The organism is Streptomyces sp. Q2 (assembly GCF_056820935.1).
Genome location: NZ_JBXEJE010000031.1, coordinates 82376 through 95923 on the forward strand (window position 1 = coordinate 82376; position 13548 = coordinate 95923).

Here is a 13548-nt window from a genome sequence, read left to right on the forward strand (position 1 = left end):
GTCCGTCCGCAACCCGAAGGGCTATGCGCACCCCGACCATCGGGGCACGGCAGACCATCGTGCCGCTGCCGCTGCCGCTGCCGGTATGGGCGGTGAAGTGCGGTGGCAGCCGCCCATCCGGGACAGCGAGTGTTCGACCACCCAGCTTCCGGGCCTCAACTTTGCAGAGCAGCTCAAGATCACCCTTGCCACCATTTCGCCCACTCCCCGCACGAACTGCGGGCGGCCACCGACCTGCAGGCTTGCTGCGCGTCGTGTGCCGGCCATGCCGCGTCGACCAACTGGAGGAGGGCTCGGCTGGGCAGCCGGACCCCGACGACCCGCGGCGGCAGGTCTCGGATCCGGTCCTCGCTTGTCGCGCGCGGTGAAGCTATCCAGGCCCGGTCAGACGCGACAACCCCTTTTCTCCAGGGCTCACCGCGTGGCCTCCCACGGGCATCCTTGATCACTACGAACTGGTAACAAGGGACAACCGTAAGGGGAGTTGGCGTGGTCTAATCTGCCATGAAGATCTCTTTCCTGCTCCACAACGCCTACGGGATCGGAGGCACGATCGCCACCACCTTCAACTTGGCCCAGGCGCTGGCCGAGCGGCACGAGGTGGAGATCATCTCGGTGCTGCGGCACCGGGAGGACCCCAACTTCACCCTGGACCCGCGGGTGGGCCTGCGGCCCCTGGTGGATCTCAGGCAGGAGAAGGAGCATCCCTTACATCTGAGACCGGCACGGGTCTTTCCCCGAGCCGAGTACCGGTACGGGCAGTACAGCGAGTTGACCGACCAGCGGATCGGCGAATGCCTCACGGCGATCGACAGTGATGTGGTGATCGGGACCCGGCCGGGGCTCAACGTGCACCTCGCGCTCCAGGCTCCGAGCCACGTGGGACGCGTCGGACAGGAACACCTCACCCTGGACAACCATCCGCCCCGGCTGCGCAACGCGCTGCGCCGGGCCTACCGCCGACTCGACGTGGTCACCACGGTGACCGAGGCGGACGCCGCCTCCTACCGGCTCAAGATGAGTTTGCCCGGTGTCCGGGTCGAGTCACTGCCCAACAGCGTGCCGGATCCCGTGCTGCCTGCAGCGGACGGCACCGCGAAGGTGGTCGTCGCGGCCGGCCGGCTGGTCCCGGTGAAACGATACGACCTGCTCATACAGGCCTTCGCCCTGGTGGCGGCCGAACACCCGGACTGGCAGTTGCGCATCTACGGCAAGGGCGAGGAGCACGCTCGGCTGCGGCAGCTCATCGCGGACCTGGGGTTGTGGAACAACGTTTTCCTGATGGGTGCCGCGGCCCCCATGGAAGCGGAGTGGGTGAAGGGCTCGATCGGGGCGGCCGCCTCCAATTTCGAGCCGTTCGGCATGACGATCGTCGAGGCGATGCGCTGCGGCCTGCCGGTGGTGAGCACCGACTGCCCCTACGGCCCCGGGGAGATCATCCAGGACGGGGCCGACGGCCGGCTCGTGCCCGTGGGCGACCGCGACGCGCTGGGCGCCGCCCTCCTGGAACTGGTCAGTGACGACGAACGACGCCGTCGTATGGGCCGGGCGGCCCTGGAGAACGCGCGGCGGTTCGCTCCCGGACCCGTGGTCCAGCACGCCGAGCGTCTTCTCGCCGAGGCGGTCTCGGCGAGAAGGACGGGGGGAGCGACCGTACGAGAACGCGTTCGCGCACGCCGTGTCCTGGCCAGCCAGGGCTTCGCCGTCCGCGACGCCGCGTACTCCGCGGCCGGTGGCGCGCTGCGCATGGTAAGGAGGGGACAGCAGTGAGTACGGAGCAACAGGGCGTGCCTCCACGCGTCGCCTGCGTGGTCGACGCGGACGGACACATCACTTTCGACCTGAAGCCGGTCTCGGCCGAAGGCCGCCAACTGCTGCTGCGGTGGCGCCCCAAGAAGGGACAGCCCGAGGAGGCGCTGCACGTCCTCAACCTGGAGCCCGCCGACGACGGTCACCACCAAGCCGTCCTCGGTTCGCAGCCCGTCCTCACCGAGGGCCGGTGGGACGTGTACCTGCTCCGTGGACCGGGCTCCCAGCGGGAGCGACTGCGCCCGGGCCCGCGCGACACCCGGGCCCTCGTCGACGGACACCTCCGCAACCGGCCGACGCCACTGGCCGTCCGGGTCCCCTACGTCACCAAGGACGGCTATCTCGCCGTACGGGCCTGGCTGCGACCCGCCCACGCGGAGGTCGCCGGCATCGACCTGACGGACCGTTCGATGACGGTCGGCGCACGGCTGCACGGCCCTTCGCTGCAGGAGGGAGCCGTCGTGCGCCTGCGGCTGCGGGGCGGCAGCGGCACCGAACGCATCGTGGAGCCACAGGCCGCACCGGACGGCCGGAGCTTCTCCTTCACGGTCGGCTTCGAGGAGTTGGCCACCGGAGCGGGTGGCGGGAACGGCGTCTGGGACGTCTCCGTCCGGCCCGCGCCGAAAGCCCCGGCCATCCGCCTCGCCCGTCTTCTGGACGACGTAGCGGACCGTAAGGAGGTGTTCGTCTACCCGAAGACCATGGTCGGCGACGCCGCCCTGCGCCCCTACTACACGGTCGACAACGAGCTCTCCGTGGAGCTGACCTAGGAGCGCGGTGTCATGACGCCGTGACCCGATGGATCACGGCGTCATGTCGACCGATGATCGCGGCGAGGGGTGAGGGCTGTTCAGGGAGGGGCCGCTGTCCCTCCCTGGCCGAAACGCCCACGCCATCGTCGGCTCCATCACGCAGCGGAAGAGCCGGCGGACGGGAGGTGTGCACAGGGCGGTCACGACCGTACCCGCGACGAGGGTGACGGTGATCTCGCCGAGCGGCCGGTGGGTCCATTCGAGGTGGGACCAGTGCCAGTGGTTGGCGGCCTGGATGAAGAAACCGTGCAGCAGATAGCCGTACAGCGTGCCCGCGCCGAGCGCGGTGAACCACGTCCGGCGTCCGGGCACCCAGGCGAGGAAACAGGCGACCAGAGTCAGCGAGCAGCCGAAGAGCGCAAGCGTCATGACGGGCCCGTACCACGCGGGGACGCCGAGTTCCTCGGCGCCGCGGCGGTGGAAGAACCAGGCGTAGTTCATCCGCGGAACCGCCCAGTACGCCATGGCGAGAGCGCACGCGAAGACCGGCACGGCCAGGACGCGCGCCGCACGACGCCGAACCAGGCGGAAGTGTTCCGGCTTCAGGCACAGGCCGAGCACGAAGTAGGGCAGGAACTGCAGGGTGCGCTGCAGGTCCAGGTCGTCGCCGAGGGACGGTGCGAGTGTCGCCAGCGCCGCGACACCGAGCGCGAGCGGCAGCGGACGGCGCACGCTCTTCCACAGGGGGGTGGTCAGCCGCCAGATGAACAGCGCCGCCAGGAACCAGGTCAGATACAGGGGATCCAGAAGACTGACCGGGCGGTCCGGGACGTTGTCGGTCCACCGCGTGAAGAGGGTGTACGCCGTCTCGAACACCACGTAGGGGACGACCACACCGGTGACCAGCCGCTTGATCTTCTCCGGGCTCGCGTCGAAGCCGCGCGAGAAGTACCCGGAGATGACGATGAACGCCGGCATGTGGAAGGCGTAGACGAGCATGTAGAGCGCGGTGACGGTACGGCTGCCGGAGCGCAGCGGCTCCCAGGCGTGGCCCATCGCCACCAGCACGATCGCCAGGTACTTGGCGTTGTCGAAGAGGGCGTCGCGCTGCTTGGTCCGGGTGGGCGTGGGCGGGGCAGGGGCCGGCGCCCCGATCACGGTCACATGGCTGTGCGCAGCCTGCGTGGTGTCGCTCACCGGGCCCCCCGCATGCCTTGGGGGGAACGCGCACAGAGCAAAACGCGTCTTACGGAAGTCACGGCTGTGGCGTTCGAGCAGGGCATCCCAGCCGCCTCACCGCTTCCGGGCGACGTGAAACCGTGATGCGCGTCACTAACTGCGACCACAGTGTCCAGGCCGGTGACGCCCTCGCGTGCCTGGGGGCCGGCCGATCCCGGGGGTTCAGCCGTGCAGCAGGGCGCGTCCGAGCCAGTCGGACCGGTCGCGGACGCCGGGAAGCGCGAAGAAGTACCCGCCGCCGGTGGGAGTGATGTAGTCGACCAGCGGCTCGTCGACGAGTCGCCGCTGGGTGGCCTCGAACTGGCGGACCACGTCCTGCTGGTAGCAGCAGAACACCAGACCCATGTCGAGGTTGCCGACCTGGTCGATGCCGCGGTCGTAGTTGTAGCCGCGGCGCAGGATGCGCGAGGAGTCCGTTGTGGCGGTGCGCGGGTTGGCGAGCCGGATGTGCGCGTCGAGCGGGATCGCCTGGCCGTGCGGGTCCTTGGCGTAGTGGGGGGTGTCGGTCTCCCGCCCGCCGTCGAGCGGGGCGCCGCTGTCCCGGCGCCGGCCGATCATCTGCTCCTGCTCGGTGAGGGAGACCCGGTCCCAGAACTCGACGCGCATGCGGATGATCCGGATCACCTGGTAGCTGCCGCCGACCGCCCAGGACGGCTCACCGTCGGCTCCGGTGACCCAGACGAGTTTGTTCATCTCGCGGGCGGAGGCGGTGTCGGGGTTGACGATGCCGTCCTTGAAACCGAGGAGGTTGCGCTGTGCGCCGGAAGGGCGGGAGGGGTTCTGGAAGCCGTCGACGCGCCACTTGGCCTGCATGGCTCCGCGGGTGTGCCGGGCGATGTCGCGCAGGGCGTGCAGCACGGTGTCGGAGTGGTTCGCGCAGATCTGGAGGGACAGGTCGCCGTGGCACTCGGCCGCGTCCAGGTCGTCGTTGGGGAAGGTGCGCATCGGTGTGAGGTGTCGGGGCCTGGCGGAGGTGAGGCCGTAGCGGTCGTCGAAGAGCGAGGAGCCCACGCCGACGGTGACGGTCAGGTCGTCGGCGGGGACGTCCGGGCCGAGGATGCCGCTGTCCGACGGCGGGGCGCCCACGCCCAGGTCCTCGGGGGTGCCGCCGGTGGTCAGGAACCGGGCCCGGGCGGTGAGGGTGCGCAGCAGGTCGGTGAGTTCGGCGCGGTTGTCGGCGATGACGTCGAAGGAGACGAAAGCGGCGGCGGTCGGTTGAGGGGTGGTGATCCCCGCCTGGTGGGCGCCGTGGAAGGGCACCCTCCGGCCGGCCGTGGTGGCGCCCTCCGCGGCTGTGGCCCGCCCGCCGGTGAGCTGTGCCCCGGCCAGTCCGGCCCCGGCCAGTGCCGCGCCGGCCGCGCCGATGCCGAGGGCGCTCCTGACGAACGTACGACGGCCCGCGGGGCAGGCACCCCCGTGACCTGATTCCGGGCCCGGCTGCTGGGGCGTCATGGGATGGTCCTTTCCTGGCATGCGGTGGTGAAGGCAGTGGTAGGCGCAAGGGTGTTCAGGCCGCCCTGCGGATCTCCAACAGGTCGGGCACCGGGGCGAGTTCCTCCAGCAGCCGGCCCATGGTGCCGTCGAGCCGTCGGCGGGTGTCGGCGGGGATTTCGCCGACCGGCGTCCAACTCCCGTCCTCGCGGCGGGCGGAGAGTACGAGCTGTTCGGTGCGTCGCAGCCAACTGCTCACCGTGGGGGCGACCTTGGGGTCGCGTTCGTCGATCAGTGGGCGCAGCAGGCCGAGCAGTTCCCGGGTGCCGGCGATGTCGGCCTCGGCGGTCGCCAGTCCGGTGCCGCTGCCGTAGTCGGTGGCGCCGGTCAGCTCGTGCTGGAGAGTGCCCTCGAGGATCTCGTGGGTCCGCAGGGGCAGATCGGCCGCGTCGAAGTCCTGGCGGGGGAAGTCCTTCCGCAGGGCGGCGACGTCGGCGGTGAGCCGCCCGGCGGCCGGGGCGAGCGAGGCGGCCGACTCGCCGTGCCACAGCCCGTACTCGACTCGGTGGAAACCGGTGAAGCCGGGGTCCTTCACCCCGTCGGGCCGTCCGGCTGTCGTCCCGTCGATCCGTGCGTCGAAGGTGCCGAACGTGCCGTAGGCGGCGCCGAGCGAGGCGTACTGGTCATGTGCGGGCAGCCAGTCGTGACGGGCCCGGTCGAGCCGGCCGGACTCGATGTCGCCCTGCAGGGTCCGGGTCCTGGTCAGCAGGACGGCCAGACCTCGTTGTACGTAGGCGCGATAGGCGGCGAGCGGTGCGGCGAGATCCTTCTCGGTGACGGGCAGTACGGCTTTCACCGTGCCGCCGCCGGTGACCTGGACCGCGGCGGAGGTGACCGCGTCACCGCTCGCCGGCACGCAGCGCCAGGCGTAACTCCCGCCACCGATCGTGGCGATCAGCGCGCGGGTCGTGCCGGGTGCGATGCCCTCCGCCTCGCCGTAGACGGCCGCCGTGGCCGGGTCGATCAGATACGCCTCGACGGTGATGCTGCCGTTGTTGCGCACCTGGAAGGTCTGCCGTCCGCGCTGGGGGGCGGTGAATCCCCCGCCGCAGTGGGTGGGGGAGACGGTGATGGTGGCGGCGGAGGCGGGCTTCGCGTCGCCGACGGCCACCAGGACGCCCGCAAGGAGGGAGGGGACGGTGAGCGCGGTCACCGGCAGAACCCACCGGGGCCGGCGTCGCCCGGGGGTGACGGCGGGAGGTGGGGCGGCCGGTTCGGCGACGGGCGCGGAGGCAGGCGCTGCCGGTACGGGAGGCGTGGCGACGGGCGCGTCCACGCCGCGCACCCCCCGGACGAACAGCGCCATCACGACGGCGAGGTACGTGCCGTAGGCCGTGACCTGCAGCCATGTCATCTGCGGCGTCAGATTGAGGGTGCCGCTGAGCAAGGTGGCGTACCAGGAGCTGGAATCGACGCTTCCCGACAGGTCGACGGCGTACGCCGCGGCCCCCGGCAGCACACCGCCCTCCTGCAGATCGCGCAGCCCGTAGCCGAGCACCCCGGACGCGATCACGATCAGCGCGACACCGGTGAGGGTGAAGAACCGGGTCAGGTTGAGGTGCAGGACCCTCCGGTACAGCCCCCAGCAGACGGCGGTGGCCATCAGCAGGCCCGCTCCCGCACCGACGAGCGGCCCGGCGGACTCGCCGGCCGCCTGGCCCGTGGTCCACAGGAACAGGGCGGTCTCCAGCCCCTCGCGCCCGACGGCGAGGAACGAGGTGACGACCAGCACGCCCGAGCCCATGCCCAGGGCCGCGGTGACCTTCTCCTTGATCTCGCCGGAGAAGCTCCGCGCCGACCGGCGCATCCAGAACACCATGGCGGTGACGAAGGCGACCGCGACCAGGCTGAGCGCACCGCCGAACGCCTCCTGGGCCTGCCCGGACAGGCCGGCCGAGGTGAACGTCAGCACCGCGCCGAACCCCATCGACACCCCGACCGCGGCGAACACCCCGGTCCACACGAGCGGCAGCCGGGAGCGGTGCCCGGAGCGGACGAGGGTGGCCACCAGAACCGAAACGATCAGGCCGGCTTCCAGGCCCTCACGCAGGCCGATCAGGAAGCTCGGGAGCGCGTTGTCCCACACCGGGGGAACTCCTCTCGGGCACGACCCGGTCGCAGTCCGGCCAGGGCGAGCTGAGTGTAGGCAAACCTAACTAGCCATGACGATCATCCCGGGGAGGCATCTCGCGGCACTCAGGGCCCTGTGGTGAGGCAAGTGAACTGCGCTGCAAGGGAGTTGGGGGAGGAGTAAGAGTCCGGTAGGAAGCCGGGGCACATCACGTACAACGGGACATTTCGGCGGATGGGCGGGATCGTGATGCGGGTTCAGGCCTGCAGCGGGTTGGTGCGTGTCGCCGCCATCAGGTACCAGGCGGTGGCGCCCGTGTGCCGGTAGGGGTAGTAGCCGAACCCGAAACCGGTGTCGAGCGGGCTGCTCGCCGAAACCACTCCGGAGCCCTGGGCGACCGCCTTGCCTCCGATGGTCTGGCCGCCGCCCAGCAGTTCCTGGGCCGCCTCGATGGAGGCGATCAGCCGTCGGGCGCGCGCCTCGTCTCCGGGGGCGTGCCGGTTCCGCAGGGCGAGTGCGAGGTGGGCCGTTCCCTCGAACCAGACGCCGTTGCGGTTCGGTTTGGGCTGGCCCGCGGCGATCGGGGCGTCCTCGTTCGCCAGGAGACTGGCGGAGCTGAAGGTGACCCCTTCGTAGGACTGGCCCGCGGGTACGGAGCTGTTGGGCCGGTCGGCGGTGTCCAGGACGGCCAGCCGGCTCGCGGTCCAGTCCAGCGACCGGGCGTGGGCGGGGGAGGAGAGGGCGAGCTGGGTCCAGGTCTGGGTGTCCTCCGGAACCGGGGACTTGTTGATCGTCACGCCGTCGTTGGTGCCGGTATAGAAGAAGCCCTCGGACGGTTCCCACATCTTCCTGACGAAGGCTTCGGCACGCGCACGCCGCTCCAGCCACACCCGGTTCCCGGTGAGCCGGGCGAGCTGTCCGAACAGGCCGATCAGGTCGGTGTTGTGCTCGGTCGAGGTGAAGGGCAGTTTCTCGTCGGCGCCGTTGACCCCGAACTTGTAGCCGCCGAGGGGTTCGTCGGTACGGCCGACGCGCTCGATCCACTCACCGATGCGCACCGCACCCGTGAGGAAGCGGCGCTTTCCGGTCCGGCGGGCGAGCGCGCCGAGCGCGATGCCGGCCCAGGCCATGTCACCCACGGCGGTGCCGGTGAAGCCGAACTGGGTGCCGACGTTGGCCGTGCCGTCCGCTCGGACGAAGCCGTCCGGCTGCGGGGAACCGTCGTAGAAGGTGTACGGCCCGACGTTGTACGCCTGACGCAGTCTGCCGTCGTCGTACGCCGGGTCGTGGGCCTGGGCGTAGAGCAGTGCGTCGCCGAGGGCCACGGCCCTGGAGCGGCCGTCCGTGGTGCGGGAGGCGAGGTGGGCCAGGATCGTGAGCGCGTTGTCGTAGGTGAACGCCGTGCTGAACAGGCCCGCCTGGTCGGTGTAGCTCTGTGCCAGCCTCAGGGTGCCGTGATCCGGATAGCCGTCCATGGCGGCGGCGAGGAAGGCGCGGGCCCGGCGCTGCGCGGAGCCGCCGCTGTCGGACGAGCGCTCCGCCGCCTGGGCCGCGCCGGAGCCGGCCGCGGTGAGGACCGCGGCGCCGACACCGAGTCCGGTCCCGATGAGCGCACGGCGGCTGAGTCCCGGGCGTTGACTGCCGGTCATTGGTCTCCTCAAAGGTGTGGGACGCGGTGCTGGACAGGGGGCATGGCAGCTTTTGAGAGCGCTCTCAAGCGTGCGGGCTCATTGTGCTGTCGCGGCACATTGTGGTCAACGTATGTGACAGCGAAGCCCGTTGGGGTGGGACGGGGTGTGCGGCCTCGCACGGAACGCCCCGGGGTGACGGTGCCGCTTCCCATACGGAGAGGCATGGCCCTCTACGACACGCTGGGTGCCACGTACGAGCGGAGCCGGCGGCCGGATCCGCGGATCACCGCGCGGATCCACGCCGCGCTCGGGAACACCGCGCACGTGATCAACGTCGGAGCGGGCACCGGCTCCTGTGACCTCGACGGAGTGCGCGGCTCCCCGCGTACGGTCCTCGCGGTCGAGCCCAGCCAGGTCATGGTCGCCCAGCCTCCACCCGGTGCCGCGCCCGCCGTACGCGCGGTCGCCGACCGCCTGCCGCCGCGCGATCACGCCGCCGACGCCGTCATGGCGCTGTTGACCGTCCACCACTGGACCGACCTGGAAGCGGGAACCGCCGAACTCCGCCGGGTCACCCGGTACCGCATCGTCATCCTGACCTGGGGCCAGCAGGTCTTCCGTGAACGGTTCAGGCTCGCGGGCGACCACCTCCCGCAGGCCGCCGCCGTCGACGACACCCGCGCCGTCCCGGTCGACCGGCCGGCCGGCCTGCTCGGTGGAGCGGCCAGGAGCCGGTGCCCGTCCCGCACGACTGCGCGGACGGGTTCGGCGCGGCGTGCTGGCGGCGGCCCGGCGCCTGTCTCGACCCGCACGTACGCGACGGGATCTCCACTGTTCGCCCCGACCGCGGCAGACGCCCTCGCACCCGGCTTGGCGGCCCTCGCCGACGGCCTGGCCACGGGCCGCCGGCCCCACGACCACGCCGGCCTGCTCGCACGGGCACGGGAGGCCGTCGACGTCGCTGCCGACTCCTCATGGCGGACAGCTGACCCGCCTCACGGAGCCGGAAAGGGTGATCACACGGGGAACCGGTCCCAGCCCCGGTCAGCGGTCAGGCGGTCAGGCGGTCCGCCGGGCTCGCCGGGCGTCCGTCGGTGCGTCGGCGGACGCCCTCAGCTTCCGGCCACGGCGGGTCGGGCCCCAGGGCTTGAGGATCGAGATCACGGTCATGAAGAGGTAGGCGGACAGCGAGACGACCGGCCCGAACAGGACGTCGCCGGCGTCGGGCAGTGGCTGTCCCGCGGCGACGGCGGCGACCGCCGCGTTCACCCCGGGGCGCAGTGCGAGGACCGTGGCGGTGGTCGTGGCCAGAGTGAGCCAGAACTTCGTGTAGACCCACCGGTGCCGCGCCAGTCCCCACGGGGTGCCCAGAGAGAGCAGCAGGCCGCTGAGGAGGGTGAGGAACGAGAGGGGGAGCAGGAGCCAGTCGGCGAAGAGCTTCATGGCTCTGACGGAGGCCTCCACGGTCACCGCGGAGCCGGTGGTGTTCGCGGTGACCCCGAGTGCGAGCAGTCCGAGCGTGAGCCCGAGCCAGCCCGCGGAGGCGGCAACATGGACGACGAGGCAGGCCCGGCGTGCGGGGCGGCTGAGTTTCACCCGAACCACAGTGCCGGGCGGCGGCGACGAGGACGTCTTGCAGCGGGAGTAACCCCGCGTACTCGCCTGGGCGTACACGGCGAGAGGTATCCGATCCCCGGGGCCCGTGCCGACGTCCGTGGCCGTGCCGCCAGCCGACCTCATCCCAATGGGTCAAAATAGGGTTTTACGCCCCAAGGGCCGCTAACCTTCCGGAGTGGTCAATGTCCCGCAACCGCTCGACCGACGACCCAGACGCGCTGCTGGCCAGGCTCGGGGCGCTGACCGCTCAGGCGCGTGAGCGAGCCGAGCTCCAGCGTTCCCTGGTCGAACTGGCCGTCGCCCTGCAACGCGGAATGCTGCCCGGAGACCTGCCCGCCGCTCCCGGCTTCCACCTGGCCGTCCAGTACTCGCCCGCCTTCCACGGTCTCAACGTGGGGGGCGACTGGTACGACGCCTTCGGCATGCCCGACGGGTGCATCGGACTCTCCATCGGCGACGTGCAGGGCCACAACATCGAGGCCGCCGCGTTCATGGGGCAGGTCCGGGTCGGACTGCGCGCGCTCGCCTCGGTCACGAGCGAGCCGGGCGAACTCCTCTCCCGAACGAACGACCTGCTTCTGTCCCTCGGCACCGACCTGTTCGCGACCTGCACCTTCATGCGGCTCGATCCGTCCACCGGCGTGCTGGAGAGCGCCCGGGCCGGACACGTCCCCTGCGTCTGGGCCACCGCCGACGGCAAGTCCGGCATCGCCGAGGACGAAGGGGGACCGCCCCTGGGTGTCCAGCAGGGACAGGAGTACCCGGTGACCCGCTACCGGCTCACCACGGGCGGAGTGTTCGTCCTGCTCACGGACGGCGTGGTGGAGGGGCCCTCGCTGAGCGTCGACGAAGGCCTCGACCAGGTGGTGAGGCTCGCGGGCGTCGCCGCCGTGGCGGGGATGGACGCGAGCTCCCTCGCCACCGCCGTGATCAAGGGCGCGGAGCGGGTCGGACACGAGGACGACGCGGCCGTACTCGTCGTCGGGCACGACGGACCCGACGTCCGGCGGTAGGCGTCGGCACGCCTCTCGGCTCGCCGACCGGGCCGTATCGGTATCTGATGACTGCTGTGGTGGGTATCAAGGATCTGCGTCGACCGGCCCAGGATCTGCGTCGACCGGCCCTCTACGCCCTCCAGATGCTGGCTGTCGCCGCCTGCTACTTCGCCTCGGGGCGGCTGGGCCTCGTGCGGCAGCTCGTCGTGCAGGGCGCCGTGGTCACACCCATCTGGCCGCCCACGGGTGTCGCGGTCGCGTGCCTGTTGATCTTCGGGATGCGTTGTCTGCCCGGTATCGCCCTCGGTGTCCTGCTCGTGATCATGTCCATCACCTCGCTCCACCCCGCCGCGATCGGCACGCTGGCCGGCAACACCGCGGCCCCTGTCTGCGCGTACCTCATGCTGCGGCGGGTGGGTTTCCGGAGGGATCTGAGCCGTCTGCGGGACGGTGTGGCACTGGTGTTCCTCGGTGCGCTGGCCAGCATGCTGATCAGCGCGACGGTCGGCGTCGGCCTCCTCGTCCTCCTGGACAGACTCGACGCGTCCGGTTTCTGGGCCGTCTGGCTGGCGTGGTGGGTGGGCGACGCGATGGGCGTCCTGATCGTCACCCCCGTCCTGCTTCTATTGCACGCGACGCGCTGGCCGCCGGGCCTGTCGCGATGGAAGGAGGCCTCGGGACTGACCCTCATCGCCTGCGGCCTCGTCCCCCTGGCCGCCTACAGCGGCCTCAGCCTGCTGTTCCTCGTCTATCCGCTGCTGATCCTGGCCGCCCTGCGCTTCCAGCTGGCCGGCAGCATCCTGTGCGCCCTCTTGGCCTCCACCGCTGCCACCGTCGCGGCGACGGACCAGACCGGCCCGTTCGCACGGCTGACCCAAGTCGAAGTGATGATCAAGCTGCAGGCCTTCAACGGCGCCATGGCCCTGACCGCCCTGCTCCTGTCGGCCGTCATCACCGAACAGCGCAACACCAGACACTCGGTGGAACAAGCCTGCCAGGACCTGGTGGAGGTCCTGGAACACCTCACCGCCGGCGACGCCCCCCGCGGCCGGCCCCCGGTGGACGCCGACGGCCCGCGTCACCAGCAGTCAGAGCCGTGAGCCGGCGGGGACCGGCACCCGGCCTTCGTGTCACTCGGGCCGCGTCGGCGGGGACGGCGCAGCGTGGCCCGCACCCCGCGTCGGCCGGGCGCGACGTAGCGTGGCCCGCACAGCAAGGCGGACACCCATGACGGTCGACCCCATGGTGGCGTGATGTGTTGGAGTGCGACGGCCGATCTCGTGGCGGGCGTCGGTGTCGCGGCCGTCGGGGTGGCCTGTGTGGCCCGGGCGCACAGCGGCCGGGACCTGCCGCTCGCCGCACTGCCGCTGCTGCTCGGGGCCCATCAGATCGTCGAGTCGGTGGTCTGGGCCTCGGACGGTGGCAGGGGACCGGCCACCGTCGTCTGGGCCGTCATCGCGCTGCCCCTGTTGGCCGTGTGGGTGCCCGCGGGAGTTTTCTGTGCCGCCCCACCGCACGCCCGGCCCCGGCTGACGGTCCTGCTCGCGGTCGGAACCGCGACGGCCGCGATGCTGGCGTACGGCCTGGCCGCCGCACCGGTGACCGCCGAGATCCGTGGCCGCACGGTCGGCTACGCGGTCGACCTCTCCCATCCCCGTCTGCTTGTCGCGGGCTACCTCCTGGCCACCGTGGGCTCTCTGCTGCTGTCCGGCGACCGGCGGCTGCTGGTGATGGGGATTCTGGTGGCCGTGGGCGCCCTGGCCTGCTGGGCGCTGTGGCGGCTGGAGTTCGTGTCGACCTGGTGCGCCTTCGCGGCCATGTGTTCGGTGGTGCTGTTCGGCTGGGTTCGCGCACGGCCGGCGCCCTCGAAGCATGCCTTGCGGTCCGGGCGGACCTGAACCAGGCGTGGGGCCAGTACGCGTACGTGACCAACGTGGATCCCG

10 protein-coding genes and 1 pseudogene are annotated in these 13548 nt (G+C 71.2%); 6 read left to right on the plus strand and 5 right to left on the minus strand.

Annotated features, from left to right (window positions below):
- Window positions 1–504: 504 nt before the first annotated feature.
- Complete coding sequence (locus ACWBNA_RS31490; protein ID WP_482707906.1) at window positions 505–1770, plus strand: glycosyltransferase family 4 protein; 1266 nt, start codon at window positions 505–507, stop codon at window positions 1768–1770.
- A complete protein-coding gene (locus ACWBNA_RS31495; RefSeq protein ID WP_482707907.1) occupies window positions 1767–2579 on the plus strand; it encodes a hypothetical protein in 813 nt (270 codons plus the stop codon). Before ACWBNA_RS31490 ends, ACWBNA_RS31495 begins: the two co-directional genes overlap by 4 nt.
- Before the next feature lie 33 nt (window positions 2580–2612).
- Here the strand turns inward: ACWBNA_RS31495 and ACWBNA_RS31500 are convergent, their stop codons facing one another.
- The 4 genes from ACWBNA_RS31500 to ACWBNA_RS31515 form a co-directional block, all read right to left on the minus strand.
- Entirely contained in the window at window positions 2613–3758 is a 1146-nt protein-coding gene (locus tag ACWBNA_RS31500; RefSeq protein ID WP_482707908.1) for an acyltransferase family protein, read from the minus strand.
- 204 nt (window positions 3759–3962) lie between these two features.
- Window positions 3963–5252, minus strand: coding sequence for an iron uptake transporter deferrochelatase/peroxidase subunit (gene efeB, locus ACWBNA_RS31505; protein WP_482707909.1), 1290 nt, complete (start codon window positions 5250–5252; stop codon window positions 3963–3965).
- 55 nt (window positions 5253–5307) lie between these two features.
- On the minus strand, window positions 5308–7377 hold the full coding sequence (gene efeU / locus ACWBNA_RS31510) for an iron uptake transporter permease EfeU (RefSeq protein WP_482707910.1): 2070 nt from the start codon (window positions 7375–7377) through the stop codon (window positions 5308–5310).
- A gap of 242 nt (window positions 7378–7619) precedes the next feature.
- Window positions 7620–9011: a Tat pathway signal sequence domain protein gene (locus ACWBNA_RS31515; protein ID WP_482707911.1), complete on the minus strand. Its 1392-nt coding sequence runs from the start codon at window positions 9009–9011 to the stop codon at window positions 7620–7622.
- A 204-nt stretch (window positions 9012–9215) separates the two neighbouring features.
- Here ACWBNA_RS31515 and ACWBNA_RS31520 point away from each other — a divergent pair.
- Window positions 9216–9512: pseudogene (locus ACWBNA_RS31520) on the plus strand (class I SAM-dependent methyltransferase); the annotation flags it as partial.
- Between the two features lie 540 nt (window positions 9513–10052).
- On the opposite strand, the gene ACWBNA_RS31525 reads toward ACWBNA_RS31520, so the two are convergent.
- Entirely contained in the window at window positions 10053–10589 is a 537-nt protein-coding gene (locus tag ACWBNA_RS31525) for a DUF2269 family protein (protein WP_482707912.1), read from the minus strand.
- Between the two features lie 203 nt (window positions 10590–10792).
- On the opposite strand from ACWBNA_RS31525, the gene ACWBNA_RS31530 reads away from it, so the two are divergent.
- The 3 genes from ACWBNA_RS31530 to ACWBNA_RS31540 all read left to right on the plus strand — a co-directional run bounded on the left by ACWBNA_RS31530 (window position 10793) and on the right by ACWBNA_RS31540 (window position 13503).
- The gene (locus ACWBNA_RS31530; protein ID WP_482707913.1) at window positions 10793–11623 is read left to right on the plus strand and encodes a PP2C family protein-serine/threonine phosphatase; all 831 of its coding nucleotides are present in this window, start codon (window positions 10793–10795) and stop codon (window positions 11621–11623) included.
- Between the two features lie 47 nt (window positions 11624–11670).
- On the plus strand, window positions 11671–12705 hold the full coding sequence (locus tag ACWBNA_RS31535) for an MASE1 domain-containing protein (protein WP_482707914.1): 1035 nt from the start codon (window positions 11671–11673) through the stop codon (window positions 12703–12705).
- A 153-nt stretch (window positions 12706–12858) separates the two neighbouring features.
- Window positions 12859–13503 (plus strand): DUF6629 family protein, encoded by a 645-nt coding sequence (locus ACWBNA_RS31540; RefSeq protein WP_482707915.1) that lies wholly within the window; start codon window positions 12859–12861, stop codon window positions 13501–13503.
- Window positions 13504–13548: the final 45 nt, after the last annotated feature.